This is a genomic window from Streptomyces sp. NPDC007945 (assembly GCF_042958885.1).
Taxonomy (GTDB): domain Bacteria; phylum Actinomycetota; class Actinomycetes; order Streptomycetales; family Streptomycetaceae; genus Streptomyces.
In genome coordinates this window covers 482,504-494,867 of sequence record NZ_JBIBJV010000003.1, presented here as the reverse complement: position 1 = coordinate 494,867, position 12,364 = coordinate 482,504, and the positions used below count along the sequence as shown (strand labels likewise).

Annotated in this window: 11 protein-coding genes; 1 reads left to right on the top strand and 10 read right to left on the bottom strand. The window is 72.5% G+C overall.

The features are described 5' to 3' along the window. Positions 1-4: 4 nt before the first annotated feature. From ACFZCF_RS13105 to ACFZCF_RS13070, 8 genes are all read right to left on the bottom strand, one after another. Complete coding sequence (locus ACFZCF_RS13105; RefSeq protein ID WP_391286675.1) at positions 5-1,180, bottom strand: aminotransferase class I/II-fold pyridoxal phosphate-dependent enzyme; 1,176 nt, start codon at positions 1,178-1,180, stop codon at positions 5-7. Between the two features lie 73 nt (positions 1,181-1,253). Next, on the bottom strand, positions 1,254-2,276 hold the full coding sequence (gene fbaA, locus ACFZCF_RS13100) for a class II fructose-bisphosphate aldolase (protein WP_388442991.1): 1,023 nt from the start codon (positions 2,274-2,276) through the stop codon (positions 1,254-1,256). Positions 2,277-2,508: 232 nt separating this feature from the next. Next, the gene (pyrE, locus tag ACFZCF_RS13095; RefSeq protein WP_359529726.1) at positions 2,509-3,057 is read right to left on the bottom strand and encodes an orotate phosphoribosyltransferase; all 549 of its coding nucleotides are present in this window, start codon (positions 3,055-3,057) and stop codon (positions 2,509-2,511) included. Between the two features lie 24 nt (positions 3,058-3,081). Beyond that, positions 3,082-3,873 (bottom strand): aldose 1-epimerase, encoded by a 792-nt coding sequence (locus ACFZCF_RS13090; RefSeq protein ID WP_391286566.1) that lies wholly within the window; start codon positions 3,871-3,873, stop codon positions 3,082-3,084. A gap of 88 nt (positions 3,874-3,961) precedes the next feature. Continuing rightward, a complete protein-coding gene (locus ACFZCF_RS13085; RefSeq protein ID WP_391286565.1) occupies positions 3,962-4,882 on the bottom strand; it encodes an SRPBCC family protein in 921 nt (306 codons plus the stop codon). 73 nt (positions 4,883-4,955) lie between these two features. Then, positions 4,956-6,638 (bottom strand): polyamine aminopropyltransferase, encoded by a 1,683-nt coding sequence (locus ACFZCF_RS13080; RefSeq protein ID WP_391286564.1) that lies wholly within the window; start codon positions 6,636-6,638, stop codon positions 4,956-4,958. A 74-nt stretch (positions 6,639-6,712) separates the two neighbouring features. Next, the gene (locus ACFZCF_RS13075; RefSeq protein ID WP_189944635.1) at positions 6,713-7,231 is read right to left on the bottom strand and encodes a DUF2617 family protein; all 519 of its coding nucleotides are present in this window, start codon (positions 7,229-7,231) and stop codon (positions 6,713-6,715) included. Between the two features lie 293 nt (positions 7,232-7,524). Beyond that, positions 7,525-7,710, bottom strand: a complete 186-nt coding sequence (locus ACFZCF_RS13070) for a hypothetical protein (protein WP_388442978.1) — start codon at positions 7,708-7,710, stop codon at positions 7,525-7,527. A 106-nt stretch (positions 7,711-7,816) separates the two neighbouring features. Here ACFZCF_RS13070 and ACFZCF_RS13065 point away from each other — a divergent pair, with 106 nt between their 5' ends. After that, on the top strand, positions 7,817-8,995 hold the full coding sequence (locus ACFZCF_RS13065) for a pyridoxal phosphate-dependent aminotransferase (protein ID WP_388442975.1): 1,179 nt from the start codon (positions 7,817-7,819) through the stop codon (positions 8,993-8,995). Between the two features lie 61 nt (positions 8,996-9,056). On the opposite strand, the gene ACFZCF_RS13060 is transcribed toward ACFZCF_RS13065, so the two are convergent. After that, complete coding sequence (locus tag ACFZCF_RS13060; protein WP_388442972.1) at positions 9,057-9,587, bottom strand: YbjN domain-containing protein; 531 nt, start codon at positions 9,585-9,587, stop codon at positions 9,057-9,059. Positions 9,588-9,698: 111 nt separating this feature from the next. Continuing rightward, positions 9,699-12,284: an ATP-dependent chaperone ClpB gene (clpB, locus tag ACFZCF_RS13055; RefSeq protein WP_388443517.1), complete on the bottom strand. Its 2,586-nt coding sequence runs from the start codon at positions 12,282-12,284 to the stop codon at positions 9,699-9,701. Positions 12,285-12,364 lie beyond the last annotated feature (80 nt).

Genomic DNA, 12,364 nt, shown 5'->3' with positions numbered 1-12,364 from the left:
CTCCTCAGCCACCGTCGGTCCGCAGCCGCGTCGCCGCCCTGACCAGCGCGTCCACGCCCCGTTCGGCCTTGGCACGCGGGCAGCCCACGTTGAGCCGGACGAAGCCGGGGGTGCCGTACGTACCGCCGGGCATGATCGCGACCTTCTCCGTGCGGACCAGTTCCTCCTGGAGCCGCGACTCGTCGATACCGAGCGGCCGGAGGTCGATCCAGGCGAGGTAGCCAGCCTGCGGCGGGTGCCACTCCACTCCCGGCAGCCCCTCCCGCAGCCGCTCGGCGAGCATCGTCATCGTCCCGGCGACGTACGTCCGCAGCGCGTCGAGCCAGGGCGCGCCGTGCCGGTAGGCGGCGACGTGCGCGGTGAGGGAGAGGACGGCCGGTGAGGCGAGGCCCTCGCCGGTCTCCATGCGGCGGACGAACTCCGCCCGCTCCTCCGGGTCGCCGACGAAGCCGTACGAGCCGGAGAGCGCCGGGAAGTTGAAGGCCTTGGTGCCGGAGGTGACGAGCGCCCAGCGCCGGTCGCCGCCGGCCTCCGCGACGCGGGTCCAGGGAATGTGGCGGTGTCCGGCGGAGGTGAGGTCGGCGTGGATCTCGTCGCTGACGACGGGGACGTCGTACCGGCGGGCGAGCCGGGCGAACTCGCTCAGCTCCGCCTCCGTCCACACCCGCCCGGTGGGGTTGTGGGGCGAGCACAGCAGCAGCATCGTGGTGTCCGGGCGGGCCAGTTCCCGCTCCAGGGCCTCCAGGTCGCCGACCGGGACTCCGCGCAGTGCGCGGCCGAGACCGGTGACCGCCTTGCGGAAGCCGTCGTAGGTGGGGGTGTGGGTGACGACGCCGTCGCCGGGACGGGTCCACATCCGCAGCAGCTGGGAGAGCTGGTAGAGCACGGAGGGCGCGTACACCAGCGCCTTCGTGTCGACGGCGGTGTCGAACCGGGTCGCGTACCAGTGGCGCACGGCCTCCTGGAAGCCCCCGGGCCCGCCGAGCCGCCAGTCCGTGTAGCCGAAGACGCCGTGGTCGATCCGGGCGCGCAGCGCGTCGAGGACCTCGGGCGGGGAGGCGAAGTCCATGTCGGAGATGGTGAAGGGGAGCAGGTCGGAGACGCCGAAGCGGTCCGCGATCCCGTCCCACTGCACCGACCAGCTGCCCCGCCGGTCCCGTGCCTCGTCGAAGTCGTACATCACGCTCCCGTTCCCCTCGGGTACGCGAAGGGCCCGGCACCCACGCGGGGGTGCCGGGCCCTTCGGTCACGGCTTACTTCAGCTTCTTGCCGGCCGAGCGCAGCGCCTCGCACGCCTCGGTGACGCGCGCGGCCATGCCCGCCTCGGCGAGCTTGCCCCACGTGCGCGGGTCGTAGGTGGACTTCTTGCCGACCTCGCCGTCGACCTTCAGCACGCCGTCGTAGTTGCGGAACATGTGGTCCACGACCGGACGGGTGAAGGCGTACTGGGTGTCGGTGTCGAGGTTCATCTTCACCACGCCGTTCTCGATGGCGGTGGCGATCTCCTCGGCGGTCGAGCCGGAGCCGCCGTGGAAGACGAAGTCGAACGGGGACGCCTGGCCGAACTTCTCGGCGACACCGGCCTGGAGGTCCTTGAGGAGCTCCGGGCGCAGGACGACGTTGCCCGGCTTGTAGACGCCGTGCACGTTGCCGAAGGAGGCGGCGAGCAGGTAGCGGCCCTTCTCGCCCAGGCCGAGGGCCTCGGCGGTGCGGATCGCGTCGTCGACGGAGGTGTACAGCTCGTCGTTGATCTCGTGGCTGACGCCGTCCTCCTCGCCACCGGTCGGGGTGATCTCGACCTCAAGGATGATCTTGGCGGCGGCGGCCTTCGCGAGCAGCTCCTGGCCGATGGCCAGGTTGTCGGCGAGGGTCTCGGCGGAGCCGTCCCACATGTGCGACTGGAAGAGCGGGTCACGGCCGGCCTTGACGCGCTCGGCGGAGAGGTCGAGCAGCGGGCGGACGTAGCCGTCCAGCTTGTCCTTCGGGCAGTGGTCCGTGTGCAGCGCGACGGTGATGTCGTACTTGGCGGCGACGATGTGGGCGAACTCGGCCAGGGCGACGGCGCCCGTGACCATGTCCTTGCTGTACTGGCCGCCCAGGAACTCGGCACCACCGGTCGAGATCTGGATGATGCCGTCGCTCTGCGCCTCGGCGAACCCGCGCAGCGCCGCGTGGAGGGTCTGGGACGAGGTCACGTTGATGGCCGGGTAGGCGAACTTGCCAGCCTTCGCCCGGTCGAGCATCTCGGCGTAGACCTCGGGGGTTGCGATGGGCATTCGTCCGCTCCTTGTGATGTGCGGGTGTGCGTTGCTGTATCCCTGACCTAGGGCGACGTCATCGTCGGGGCCATCTTTCCAGACTCTTGTACGGGCTCCCACGGGCACCGCGTGCCGAAAGGCGGGGTGTTTCACGTGAAACACCCCGCCTTTCGGCAAAAGCGCAGGTCAGAACCGGAGAAGCCGAGGCGCGGAACCCACGTCACGACTTCGCGGCGGTTCGTCCGGGCGACTAGGAGAGTCCGAGCTCGTCCAGAGCGAAGGCGTAGAGGTACGGCACGCCCGCCGTGCCGCTGATCTTCTCCCCGGCGCCGGTGGCCCGGTCCACGATCGTGGCGACGGCGACGACCTCGGCCCCGGCCGCGCGGGCGGCCTCGACGGCGGTCAGCGGGGAGCCGCCGGTGGTGGAGGTGTCCTCGACGATCAGCACCCGGCGGCCCTTGATGTCCGGCCCCTCGACCTGGCGCTGCATGCCGTGGGCCTTGGCGGCCTTGCGGACGACGAAGGCGTCCAGGCGCTCACCGCGCGCGGCGGAGGCGTGCAGCATCGAGGTGGCGACGGGGTCGGCGCCCAGGGTGAGGCCGCCGACCGCGTCGAAGTCGAGGTCCTTGACCAGGTCGAGCATGACCTGGCCGACCAGCGGCGACGCCGCCCCGTCCAGCGTGATCCGGCGGAGGTCCACGTAGTAGTCGGCTTCCAGACCCGAGGAGAGGGTCACCTTGCCGTGCACCACGGCCTTGTCCTTGATCTGCTGGAGCAGTTCAGCGCGTACGTCAGTCATGCCCCGAGCTTAAGGGCGCCGAGGTCACGGCCGCTGCCAGGCCCAGACGCTCTCGACCTCCAGCGGGTCGATCGGGGTGACCAGCCGCGGGTGGGTGTTGAGGCCGTTCGGCGGGCCGGACTGCGGCTCGACGCAGACCGCGTCCTCGGGCTCGTCGTAGATCACCACCCACTCGGCGCGGCTGCTCACCGTGAGCTCCAGTTCGCCCGGCCAGGTGAGGGTGACGTCGACGCCCTCGGGCATGCCGAAGCAGTCGTCCCAGGGGCCGGGCAGCGGGGCGACGCGGCGGCCGGTGGGCAGGTGGTTCTCGCCGCGCTCCTCCTGCCAGCCGGGCGTGAAGTCGAGGCGCACGTCCTCGCCGCCCGCGCCGAGGTTCCGCAGGAACCAGGGGTGCCAGCCGGCCTGCGCGGGGAAGGAGTCGTCGTACGCCTCCACCCCGAACTTCAGCGTCAGCCGGTCCTCCGCCAGTTCGAGGACCTGGGTGACGCGCCCCTTGTATGGCCACGGGTCGTCGAGCTCGCAGGTGAGGACGGCCTCGGTGGCGGTGGCCCGGGCCACCGTCCAGGCCCGGTCGCGGACGGTGCCGTGAATGGCGTGCGGGGGCGCGTTGACGGGTAGCTGGTGGGTGGTGGCCCCGTCACGGAACCGGCCGTTCTCGGTCCGGCCGCACCAGGGCACCATCGGGAAGCTGCCGTAGCGCTCGCCCTGCTTCAGGACCTCGGTGCCCGCGATCCGCAGGCTCTCGATCCGGCCGCCGCGTGCGGCGTTGATGGTCAGCTCGGCGTCGCCCGCCGTCAGTCGCGTCAGGTTGCTCACGCCCCGACCCTAAGTCAGGGGGCCCGCCGGATTGGACCGTTTCAACGCGGGACTTGCCCCGAGTACGGCCCGGGACTTTCCGGGGCCCTCAGCGACGGCGGCGCAGCGCCCGGGTCACGACGACCGCGGAGGCGAGGGCGAGCGCGGCGGCGGGGGCGACCCAGCGGAGGGTGGCGCCGGCGGCGCTCGGCGCGGGCGCAGGCACGGGGGCGTACCGGCCGCGCGGCGGCGCGTGGTCGACCTCCTCGGCGCTCCGGCCGATCATCGTCCGGCGGGCATGGGCGGCCTCGGCGGCGGGCTTCGCGGCGGGGAACTCCTGGGCGGCGGCCGGTTCGAGGCGGACGTCCTCGCCGAAACCGCCCTCCTCGGCGAAGCCGTCCCCCTCGCGGAAACCGGCTTCGGGCTCGTCGGCGTCGTCGGCGTCGTCACCCGCGCCGTCTCCGCCCGCGCCGTCTCCGTCGGCACCCGCCGCGTCCGGGCCGGTCCCGTCCGCGCCGCCAAAGGCGCCGGTGCCGGTGCCGAAGGAGGTGGCGCCGCCGGGGGCCTGCTCGGCGGCGAGCTCGGCCGCGAGGGCCGCGGCGGACTCCACGAAGGCGTCCAGGAGGCGGTCGCGGGCGGCGTCACGGGCCTCCTCGGTCTCCTCGGCGAGCCGGCCGGTGGCGGTGAGGGCGCCGGTGAAGCTCAGTGCGGCGCCTTCGGCCGCCGGGGTGAGGACGACGGTCAGGGAGACCTCGACGGCACCCTTGCCGCGGGCCTCGGTGCCCTCGCCCTCGTAGGTGATGGCGCCGTCCCGTTCGACGATCCGCAGCCCGCCCCGGTAGGTGATGGTGTGCCCGCCGACCCGGAGCCGGAACCTCCCGACGACGTCCCGCCCCGCCGGGGAGGCGCCCTCCGTGTCCGCGGAGGCGTCGCGCTGGAGGCCCGGCACACAGCGCGCCACCCGCGCGGGGTCGGTGAGGGTGGCCCGCAGGGCCTCGGCCGGGACCGGGACGAACACCTCATGCTCCATGGGGCCCGAGCCTACTCAGCGGGGCGCCCTGCGTCGCCCGTTCCCCGGCGGAACCCGCCCACGGGTCCTCCGCTCAGTTTCCGTACCGGGGGTGCACCAGCGTCGAGGGGGCGAGCCCGGTGATCCGGGTGCGCTCGGCGCGGCGGGCGGCGGCGGGCAGGTCGCGGGGGCCGAGGGAGCGCAGCGCGGGCCGGTCGGCGGCGAGCCCGAGGACGGGCGGCCGGTCGCCGCGGACGGCGAGCAGGAAGCCCCAGTCGCCGGGGCCGTCCCGTCCCGCGCCCGTCCGTCCGGCCCGGTCGGGGCCGGCCGCGAATCCGGAGGCGCGGCCCTCGGTGCTGTACGGCCGGGTGGCGTAGCCGGCGGCGCGCAGGGTGGCGTCGGCGGTCCAGTAGGTACGGGGCCGGTCGGTGGCGCTCCCGGCGTGCACGACGAGCCGGCCGCCGTCGGCGAGGACGCCCGAGGCCAGGCCGTAGAACTCCTGTGAGTAGAGCTTGGTGCTGGGCGTGATCCCCGGGTCGGGCAGATCGGAGATAAGCACGTCGTACCGTTCCTGCACGTGCCCGGCGGCGCCCCTCAGCCAGTGGAAGGCGTCGGCGTGGACGACCTCGACGCGGGGGTCGCGGAAGGCGTGCCCGTTGAGCGCGGCGAGGGCGGGGTCGGTGCGGGCGAGCCGGACGACGCCGGGGTCGAGCTCGACGACGGTGACGGAGCGGACGCCGGGGTGGCGGAGCACCTCGCGGACGGCGAGGCCGTCGCCGCCGCCGACGATGAGCACGCGGGCGTGCGGCCCGTTCATCGCGGGGTGGACGAGCGCCTCGTGGTACCGGTACTCGTCCTCGCCGGCGACCCGCAGCCGGCCGTCGAGGTAGAGGTCGAGCGGGCCCTCGGGACCGCCGGTGACCACCACTTCCTGGAGGTCGGTGTGGACGGCGACCCGCACCCGCTCCCCGTACACGGCCCTGCGGGCGGCCTGTTCGAAATCGTCGACGAGGACGGTGGCGGTGGCGAGCACGCCGAGGACGGCGAGGTTGACGCCGATGACGAGGGCCCGGCCGCGGGTCGTGAGGTCGCGCCGGAAGAACCAGAGCACCAGGGCGGCGCCCGCGACCGCGTTGACCGCGCCGGTCACGAGCGCCCCGGTGAGCTGGCCGAGCCAGGGCAGCAGCAGGAAGGGGAAGGCGAGGCCGCCGACGAGCGCGCCCACGTAGTCGGCGGCGAACAGGTCGGCGACCGTGCCGGCCGCGTCGTCGGGGTCGCCGGCCCGGGCGGGGCGCCCGGCCCGGCGCGGCCGGCCGGTGGCGACGGACCGCTCCGGCGCCCGCTGTATGAGGGACATGAGCAGCGGGATCTCGGCGCCGATGAGGATCCCGATGGTGAGCGAGAAGGCCACCAGGACACCGCGTGAGGCGCCGATCCAGGCGAAGCACGCGTACAGCACCAGCGCCGAGGTGCCGCCGACGAGCGCGAGGGCCCCCTCGATCAGGCCGAAGCCGACGGCGGCGCGGCAGCGCAGCCGCTTCGCGAGCAGCGAGCCGAGGCCCATCGCGAAGACCATCACCGACAGCACGACGGACGCCTGGGTGACCGAGTCCCCGATCAAGTAGGAGGCGAGGGCGACGAGTTCGAGCTCGTAGACGAGACCGCAGGCGGCGCAGACGAAGACGACCGCGAGGACCGGCCACCGCACCGTGGCGCGCGGCCGCGGCGGCGGTCGGCGCACCCTCGTGGGTGCCAGGGTCGCGGTCGGCTCGATCATGCCGTAACGCTACGTCACGACCTCCTCGCCCCTTGTCACCCACACGAGTGCTCCTGAGGCGCCGGCGAGGCGCGTCAGAGTGTGGCGGGCATACGGGCGCCGATCCTGGTACGGGTGACCACGAGCTGCCCCTCCTGCGGGTAGGCGTGCCAGGTCCGCCAGCGCACCTGGCCCTCGTGACGCTGCGCCAGCATCGCGGTGAAGGCGTGCGGCGAGCCGGGGAAGGTGCCGGCCAGGCCGTGCGGATGATCGGCGACGAGCGCGAGCAGCTCCTGCGCCCGGCCCGCGAAGGAGCCCTGCGTGAGCGTCTCGACGCGCGCCGCGAATTCGTACTCCCATTCACCGACGCGCTTGGAGACGCCGAGCGGCAGCGGGGTGCTGCTGCCCGGCATGCAGGCGACGGTCTCGGAACAGTGGCGGCCCTCCTCTTCGAGCAGAACCTGGTGAGAGGCGCCCAGCAGTCTCAACTGCAGTTTGGCGCCGGAGAGTTCGAGGTCGAGCACGGCGAGCGCGGGCAGCGGCTCGCGGCCCAGCGCCCAGGCCAGGTCGGCCGCGCGCGTGTCGGTGTAGGAGGTCTTCAGGGTGGTGAGCATGGGTCGGCTCCGCAAACACGGTTTGACGGGTGGGCCGGGGGCGCCCCGGAGAGGGTTCAGCAGGAGTGGGGGGAGGCACCGGCTCGGGTCCACACACGGTCCGAGGGCTGTCTCTGACACGAGCGAGAGAACCACGTACTCCGGGCGACTCGCAGCGTTTTTACCCAACTTGCCTTGGTTTCCATCCCCTTCGGGGACCCAACAGTTCAATTGTTCAAACAGAATCGATCGTTGAGCGACCGACAGAGGTGCTCATGACGCCAATCCCGCCCTGCTCCGCACCCGTTGAACCCCTAGGACCCCCCGCCGCACCCGCCGCCGCAGCTGGAGCCGCACGAGCTCGATCCGCCGCAGCTGGTGCCCCCGTCCCCGCCGCCGGACCAGCCGCGCCGCTTCTTGCCCTTCCTCCTGCCGCCGGCGGTCGCCACCGCGAAGCCGACCCCCGCCACGATCATGAACGCGATGACCAGGGACGTCATCCTCATCACCCCCCGTACGGCGGCACCCTGCCGCCTCCGCTCGGGAGATTCCCACCCCGCTCCGCGCCCAAAGCGCACTTGAGCCAATCAAGAGCTTCGGCCCAGGATGACCGCCATGACACGACCGCTGCTCAACCGCCGGCTCGCCGCGTTCGGAACCACGATCTTCGCCGAGATGTCCGCGCTCGCCGCCAGGACCGGATCGATCAACCTCGGTCAGGGCTTCCCCGACACCGACGGCCCCGAGGAGATCCGCGAAGCCGCGGTGCGCGCCCTGCGCGACGGCCGGGGCAACCAGTACCCGCCCGGGCCCGGCGTCCCCGAGCTGCGCACCGCGATCGCCGACCACCAGCGCGCCCGCTACGGCCTGGAGTACGACCCGGACACCGAGGTCCTGGTCACCGCCGGTGCCACCGAGGCGATCGCGGCGGCCCTGCTCGCCCTGGTCGGCCCCGGCGACGAGGTCGTCGCCCTGGAGCCGTACTACGACTCGTACGCGGCCTGCGTGGCGATGGCCGGCGGCACCCGGGTCCCGGTCACCCTCCGCCCGCACGAGGGCCGCTACGTCCTCGACCTCGACGAGCTGCGGGCGGCGGTCACCCCGCGCACCCGCCTCCTCCTGCTCAACACCCCGCACAACCCGACCGGCACCGTCCTGACCCGCGCCGAGCTGACCGCCGTCGCCGAGCTCGCCGTCGAACGGGACCTGCTGGTCGTCACCGACGAGGTCTACGAGCACCTGCTCTTCGACGGTGCCGAACACGTGCCGATCGCCACCCTCCCCGGCATGCGGGAGCGCACGGTGACCATCGGCTCGGCCGGCAAGACGTACTCCTTCACCGGCTGGAAGGTCGGCTGGACCACCGCGAGCCCGGAACTGACCTCGGCGGTCCGCTCGGCGAAGCAGTTCCTCACCTATGTGTCCTCCGGCCCGTTCCAGTACGCGGTCGCCGAGGCCCTGCGCCTCCCCGACGCGTACTACGACGGGCTGCGCGCCGACCTCCAGGCCAAGCGGGACCTGCTGAGCGAGGGCCTCGCGGAGGCCGGCTTCGAGGTCTACCGCCCGCGCGGCACGTACTTCGTCACCACCGACATCCGCCCCCTCGGCGCCGACGACGGCTTCGCCTTCTGCCGCTCGCTGCCGGAGCGGGCCGGGGTCGTCGCCATCCCGAACGCGGTCTTCTACGACCACCGCGAGGCCGGCGCCCCCTTCGTCCGCTTCGCGTTCTGCAAGCGGACCGACGTCCTGGAGGAGGCGGTCTCCCGGCTGAAGCGGCTGGGCTGAGAACGCCGGAAGCCGGGTCCCCGTGCGGGGACCCGGCTTCCGGCCGTGCCGGTGACGGGGCTCAGGCCTCGTCGCCCTCGGACTTCTCCTCCGCGGAGGCCAGCCCGAACTGCTCGACGATCCACTTGTCGAACTCGATGGAGGCGCGGACCCAGCTCACCGTGGAGGACACGAAGTGCTCCAGGGCGACGCCGGTGCCGATCAGCATCTGGGCCTCACCGATGAGACGGAGGGTGGCGGAGCCGTCCTCCTCCTCGTGCAGGTGGGTGTAGACCTTCGGCCACAGGGTGCGCCGGTTCCAGTCGTCGATCGCGTCGAGGATCTTGACGCGGTCGTCGGCCGAGTGCGGACGGTCGTAGAACGTGCGCACCGAGAACACCTGCTGCTCGTTCTCGCCGCGGAACATGAAGTAGGTGCGGAAGTCCTCCCACGGCGCCGCGAGGTCACCCTCGTCGTCGACGACGTACTTGAGCTCCATCTGCTCCAGGAGCTGCTTCACCAGGTCCTGGTCGGGGACGACGGGGCCCGCCGGTCCTGCCTGGGGCTGGGGCTGTCCCCCGAAATTCGGAATCGAGGACGGGTCGATGCTCACCGTGAATTTCCCTTCGTACGGATGTCGCCATCCTCTCCCATACCGGCCGGTCCGTGGCAAGCCCCGCCGGTGCGGATCCGCTGCGGGCTGACAGGATCCGCACCCATGGCCCTACCCGGCCCGCCCGACGATCAGCCCGTCCTCGAAGCGGTCCACGCGGACGGTGTCGCCGTCGCGGACCTCTCCGGCCAGGATCTCCTTGGCGAGGCGGTCCCCGATGGCCGTCTGGATGAGGCGGCGCAGCGGGCGGGCGCCGTAGGCGGGGTCGTTGCCCTCCTCGGCCAGCCACTCCAGGGCCTCCGGGGTGACGTCCAGGGTGAGCCGGCGGTCGGCGAGCCGCTTGGCGAGCCGGTCGATCTGGAGGCGGGCGATGCGGCCCAGCTCGGCGCGGTCGAGCGCCGAGAAGACCACCAGGTCGTCGAGGCGGTTCAGGAACTCCGGCTTGAAACTGGCCCGGACGACCTCCAGGACCTGCTCCTTCTTCACCTCGTCCGAGGTCGTCGGCTCCACCAGGTACTGGCTGCCCAGGTTGGAGGTGAGGATCAGGATGGTGTTGCGGAAGTCGACCGTGCGGCCCTGGCCGTCGGTGAGCCGGCCGTCGTCGAGGACCTGGAGCAGGATGTCGAAGACCTCCGGGTGCGCCTTCTCCACCTCGTCGAGCAGGACGACGCTGTACGGGCGGCGGCGGACGGCCTCGGTGAGCTGGCCGCCCTCCTCGTAGCCGACGTAGCCGGGGGGCGCGCCGACCAGACGGGCGACGGAGTGCTTCTCGGAGTACTCCGACATGTCGATGCGGACCATGGCCCGCTCGTCGTCGAAGAGGAAGTCGGCGAGCGCCTTCGCCAGCTCGGTCTTGCCGACGCCGGTGGGGCCGAGGAAGAGGAAGGAGCCGGTGGGCCGGTCGGGGTCGGCGATCCCGGCGCGGGTGCGGCGCACCGCGTCGGAGACGGCCCGGACGGCCTCGGTCTGGCCGATGAGCCGGCGGCCCAGCTCGTCCTCCATGCGGAGCAGCTTCTGGGTCTCGCCCTCCAGCAGGCGGCCGGCGGGGATGCCGGTCCAGGCGCCGACGACGTCGGCGATGTCGTCGGGTCCGACCTCCTCCTTGACCATGGTGTCCTTCTGGACCTCGCGCTCGGCCTCGGTGGCCTCCGCGAGCTCGCGCTCCAGGGTGGGGATCTCGCCGTAGAGCAGCTTGGAGGCGGTGTCGAAGTCGCCGTCGCGCTGGGCGCGCTCGGCCCGGCCGCGGGTCTCGTCGAGCCGTTCCTTCAGCTCGCCGACGCGGTTGAGGGACTGCTTCTCCTTCTCCCAGCGGGCGGTGAGGCCGCGCAGCTCCTCCTCGCGGTCGGCGAGGTCGCGGCGGAGCTTCTCCAGGCGCTGGACGCTGGCCGGGTCGGTCTCCTTGGCGAGGGCCAGCTCCTCCATGCGGAGCCGGTCGACGGAGCGCTGGAGCTCGTCGATCTCGACCGGGGAGGAGTCGATCTCCATGCGGAGCCGGGAGGCGGCCTCGTCGACGAGGTCGATGGCCTTGTCGGGGAGGAAGCGGGAGGTGATGTACCGGTCGGAGAGGGTCGCGGCGGCCACCAGGGCGGAGTCGTTGATCTGCACCTTGTGGTGGGCCTCGTACCGGCCCTTGAGGCCGCGGAGGATGGCGACGGTGTCCTCGACGGACGGCTCGGCGACCAGGACCTGCTGGAAGCGGCGCTCCAGGGCGGGGTCCTTCTCGATGCGCTCGCGGTACTCGTCGAGGGTGGTGGCGCCGACCATGCGGAGCTCGCCGCGGGCCAGCATCGGCTTCAGCATGTTGCCGGCGTCCATGGCGGAGTCGCCGCCGGCGCCGGCCCCGACGACGGTGTGCAGTTCGTCGATGAAGGTGATGATCTGGCCGTCGCTCTCCTTGATCTCGGAGAGGACGGTCTTCAGGCGCTCCTCGAACTCGCCGCGGTACTTCGCGCCGGCGACCATCGCGCCGAGGTCCAGGGAGACGAGCCGCTTGTTCCGCAGCGACTCCGGGACGTCGCCCTTCACGATCCGCTGGGCGAGGCCCTCGACGACGGCGGTCTTGCCGACGCCGGGCTCGCCGATGAGGACCGGGTTGTTCTTGGTGCGCCGGGAGAGGACCTGGACGACCCGCCGGATCTCGTGGTCGCGGCCGATCACCGGGTCGAGCTTGCCCTCGCGGGCGGCGGCGGTGAAGTCGGTGCCGAACTTCTCCAGGGCCTTGTACGAGCCCTCCGGGTCGGCGGTGGTCACGCGGCGCCCTCCCCGGGACTTCTCGAAGGCGTCCTGGAGCCGGCGGGCGGTGGCGCCCTGCCGGTCGAGGACCTGGCCGGCCTGCCCGCCCTTGGCGGCGAGGCCGATGAGCAGGTGCTCCGTGGACAGGAACTCGTCACCGAGCTTCTTGGCGCGCTCGGCGGCGTCCGCGATGACGGCGAGCAGCTCGCGGTTCGGCTGCGGCGGCGCGACGGTAGAGCCGGTCACGCTGGGCAGGGCGGCGAGCAGCCGCTCGGCCCCGGTGCGGACGGCGGCCTGGTCGGCCTCGACGGCGGCGAGCAGATCGGTGATGTTCTCGTTGTCCTGACCGGCCAGCAGCGCCAGAAGAAGATGTGCGGGGGTCAGGTCGGCGTGCCCCTGGGACACGGCGCGGCTGCTCGCCGCGTTCAGCGCGTCCCGGCTCCTGTTGGTCAGTTCTGCGTCCACGTGCGGGGTCTCCTCCTGGGTGTGGTCCTCTGGGTCCTTCTTACTTCTCTGACTCATACAGCGTACATAAAGTTGAGTCT

Bases quoted from the DNA above. Each gene is read 5' to 3' on its own strand.
- fbaA (WP_388442991.1), bottom strand. From the start codon at position 2,276: ATGCCCATCGCAACCCCCGAGGTCTACGCCGAGATGCTCGACCGGGCG.
- ACFZCF_RS13085 (WP_391286565.1), bottom strand. From the start codon at position 4,882: ATGGAGCATGAGGTGTTCGTCCCGGTCCCGGCCGAGGCCCTGCGGGCC.
- ACFZCF_RS13075 (WP_189944635.1), bottom strand. From the start codon at position 7,231: ATGCTCACCACCCTGAAGACCTCCTACACCGACACGCGCGCGGCCGAC.
- ACFZCF_RS13105 (WP_391286675.1), bottom strand. From the start codon at position 1,180: ATGTACGACTTCGACGAGGCACGGGACCGGCGGGGCAGCTGGTCGGTG.
- ACFZCF_RS13080 (WP_391286564.1), bottom strand. From the start codon at position 6,638: ATGATCGAGCCGACCGCGACCCTGGCACCCACGAGGGTGCGCCGACCG.
- ACFZCF_RS13070 (WP_388442978.1), bottom strand. From the start codon at position 7,710: ATGACGTCCCTGGTCATCGCGTTCATGATCGTGGCGGGGGTCGGCTTC.
- ACFZCF_RS13065 (WP_388442975.1), top strand. From the start codon at position 7,817: ATGACCGCCATGACACGACCGCTGCTCAACCGCCGGCTCGCCGCGTTC.
- pyrE (WP_359529726.1), bottom strand. From the start codon at position 3,057: ATGACTGACGTACGCGCTGAACTGCTCCAGCAGATCAAGGACAAGGCC.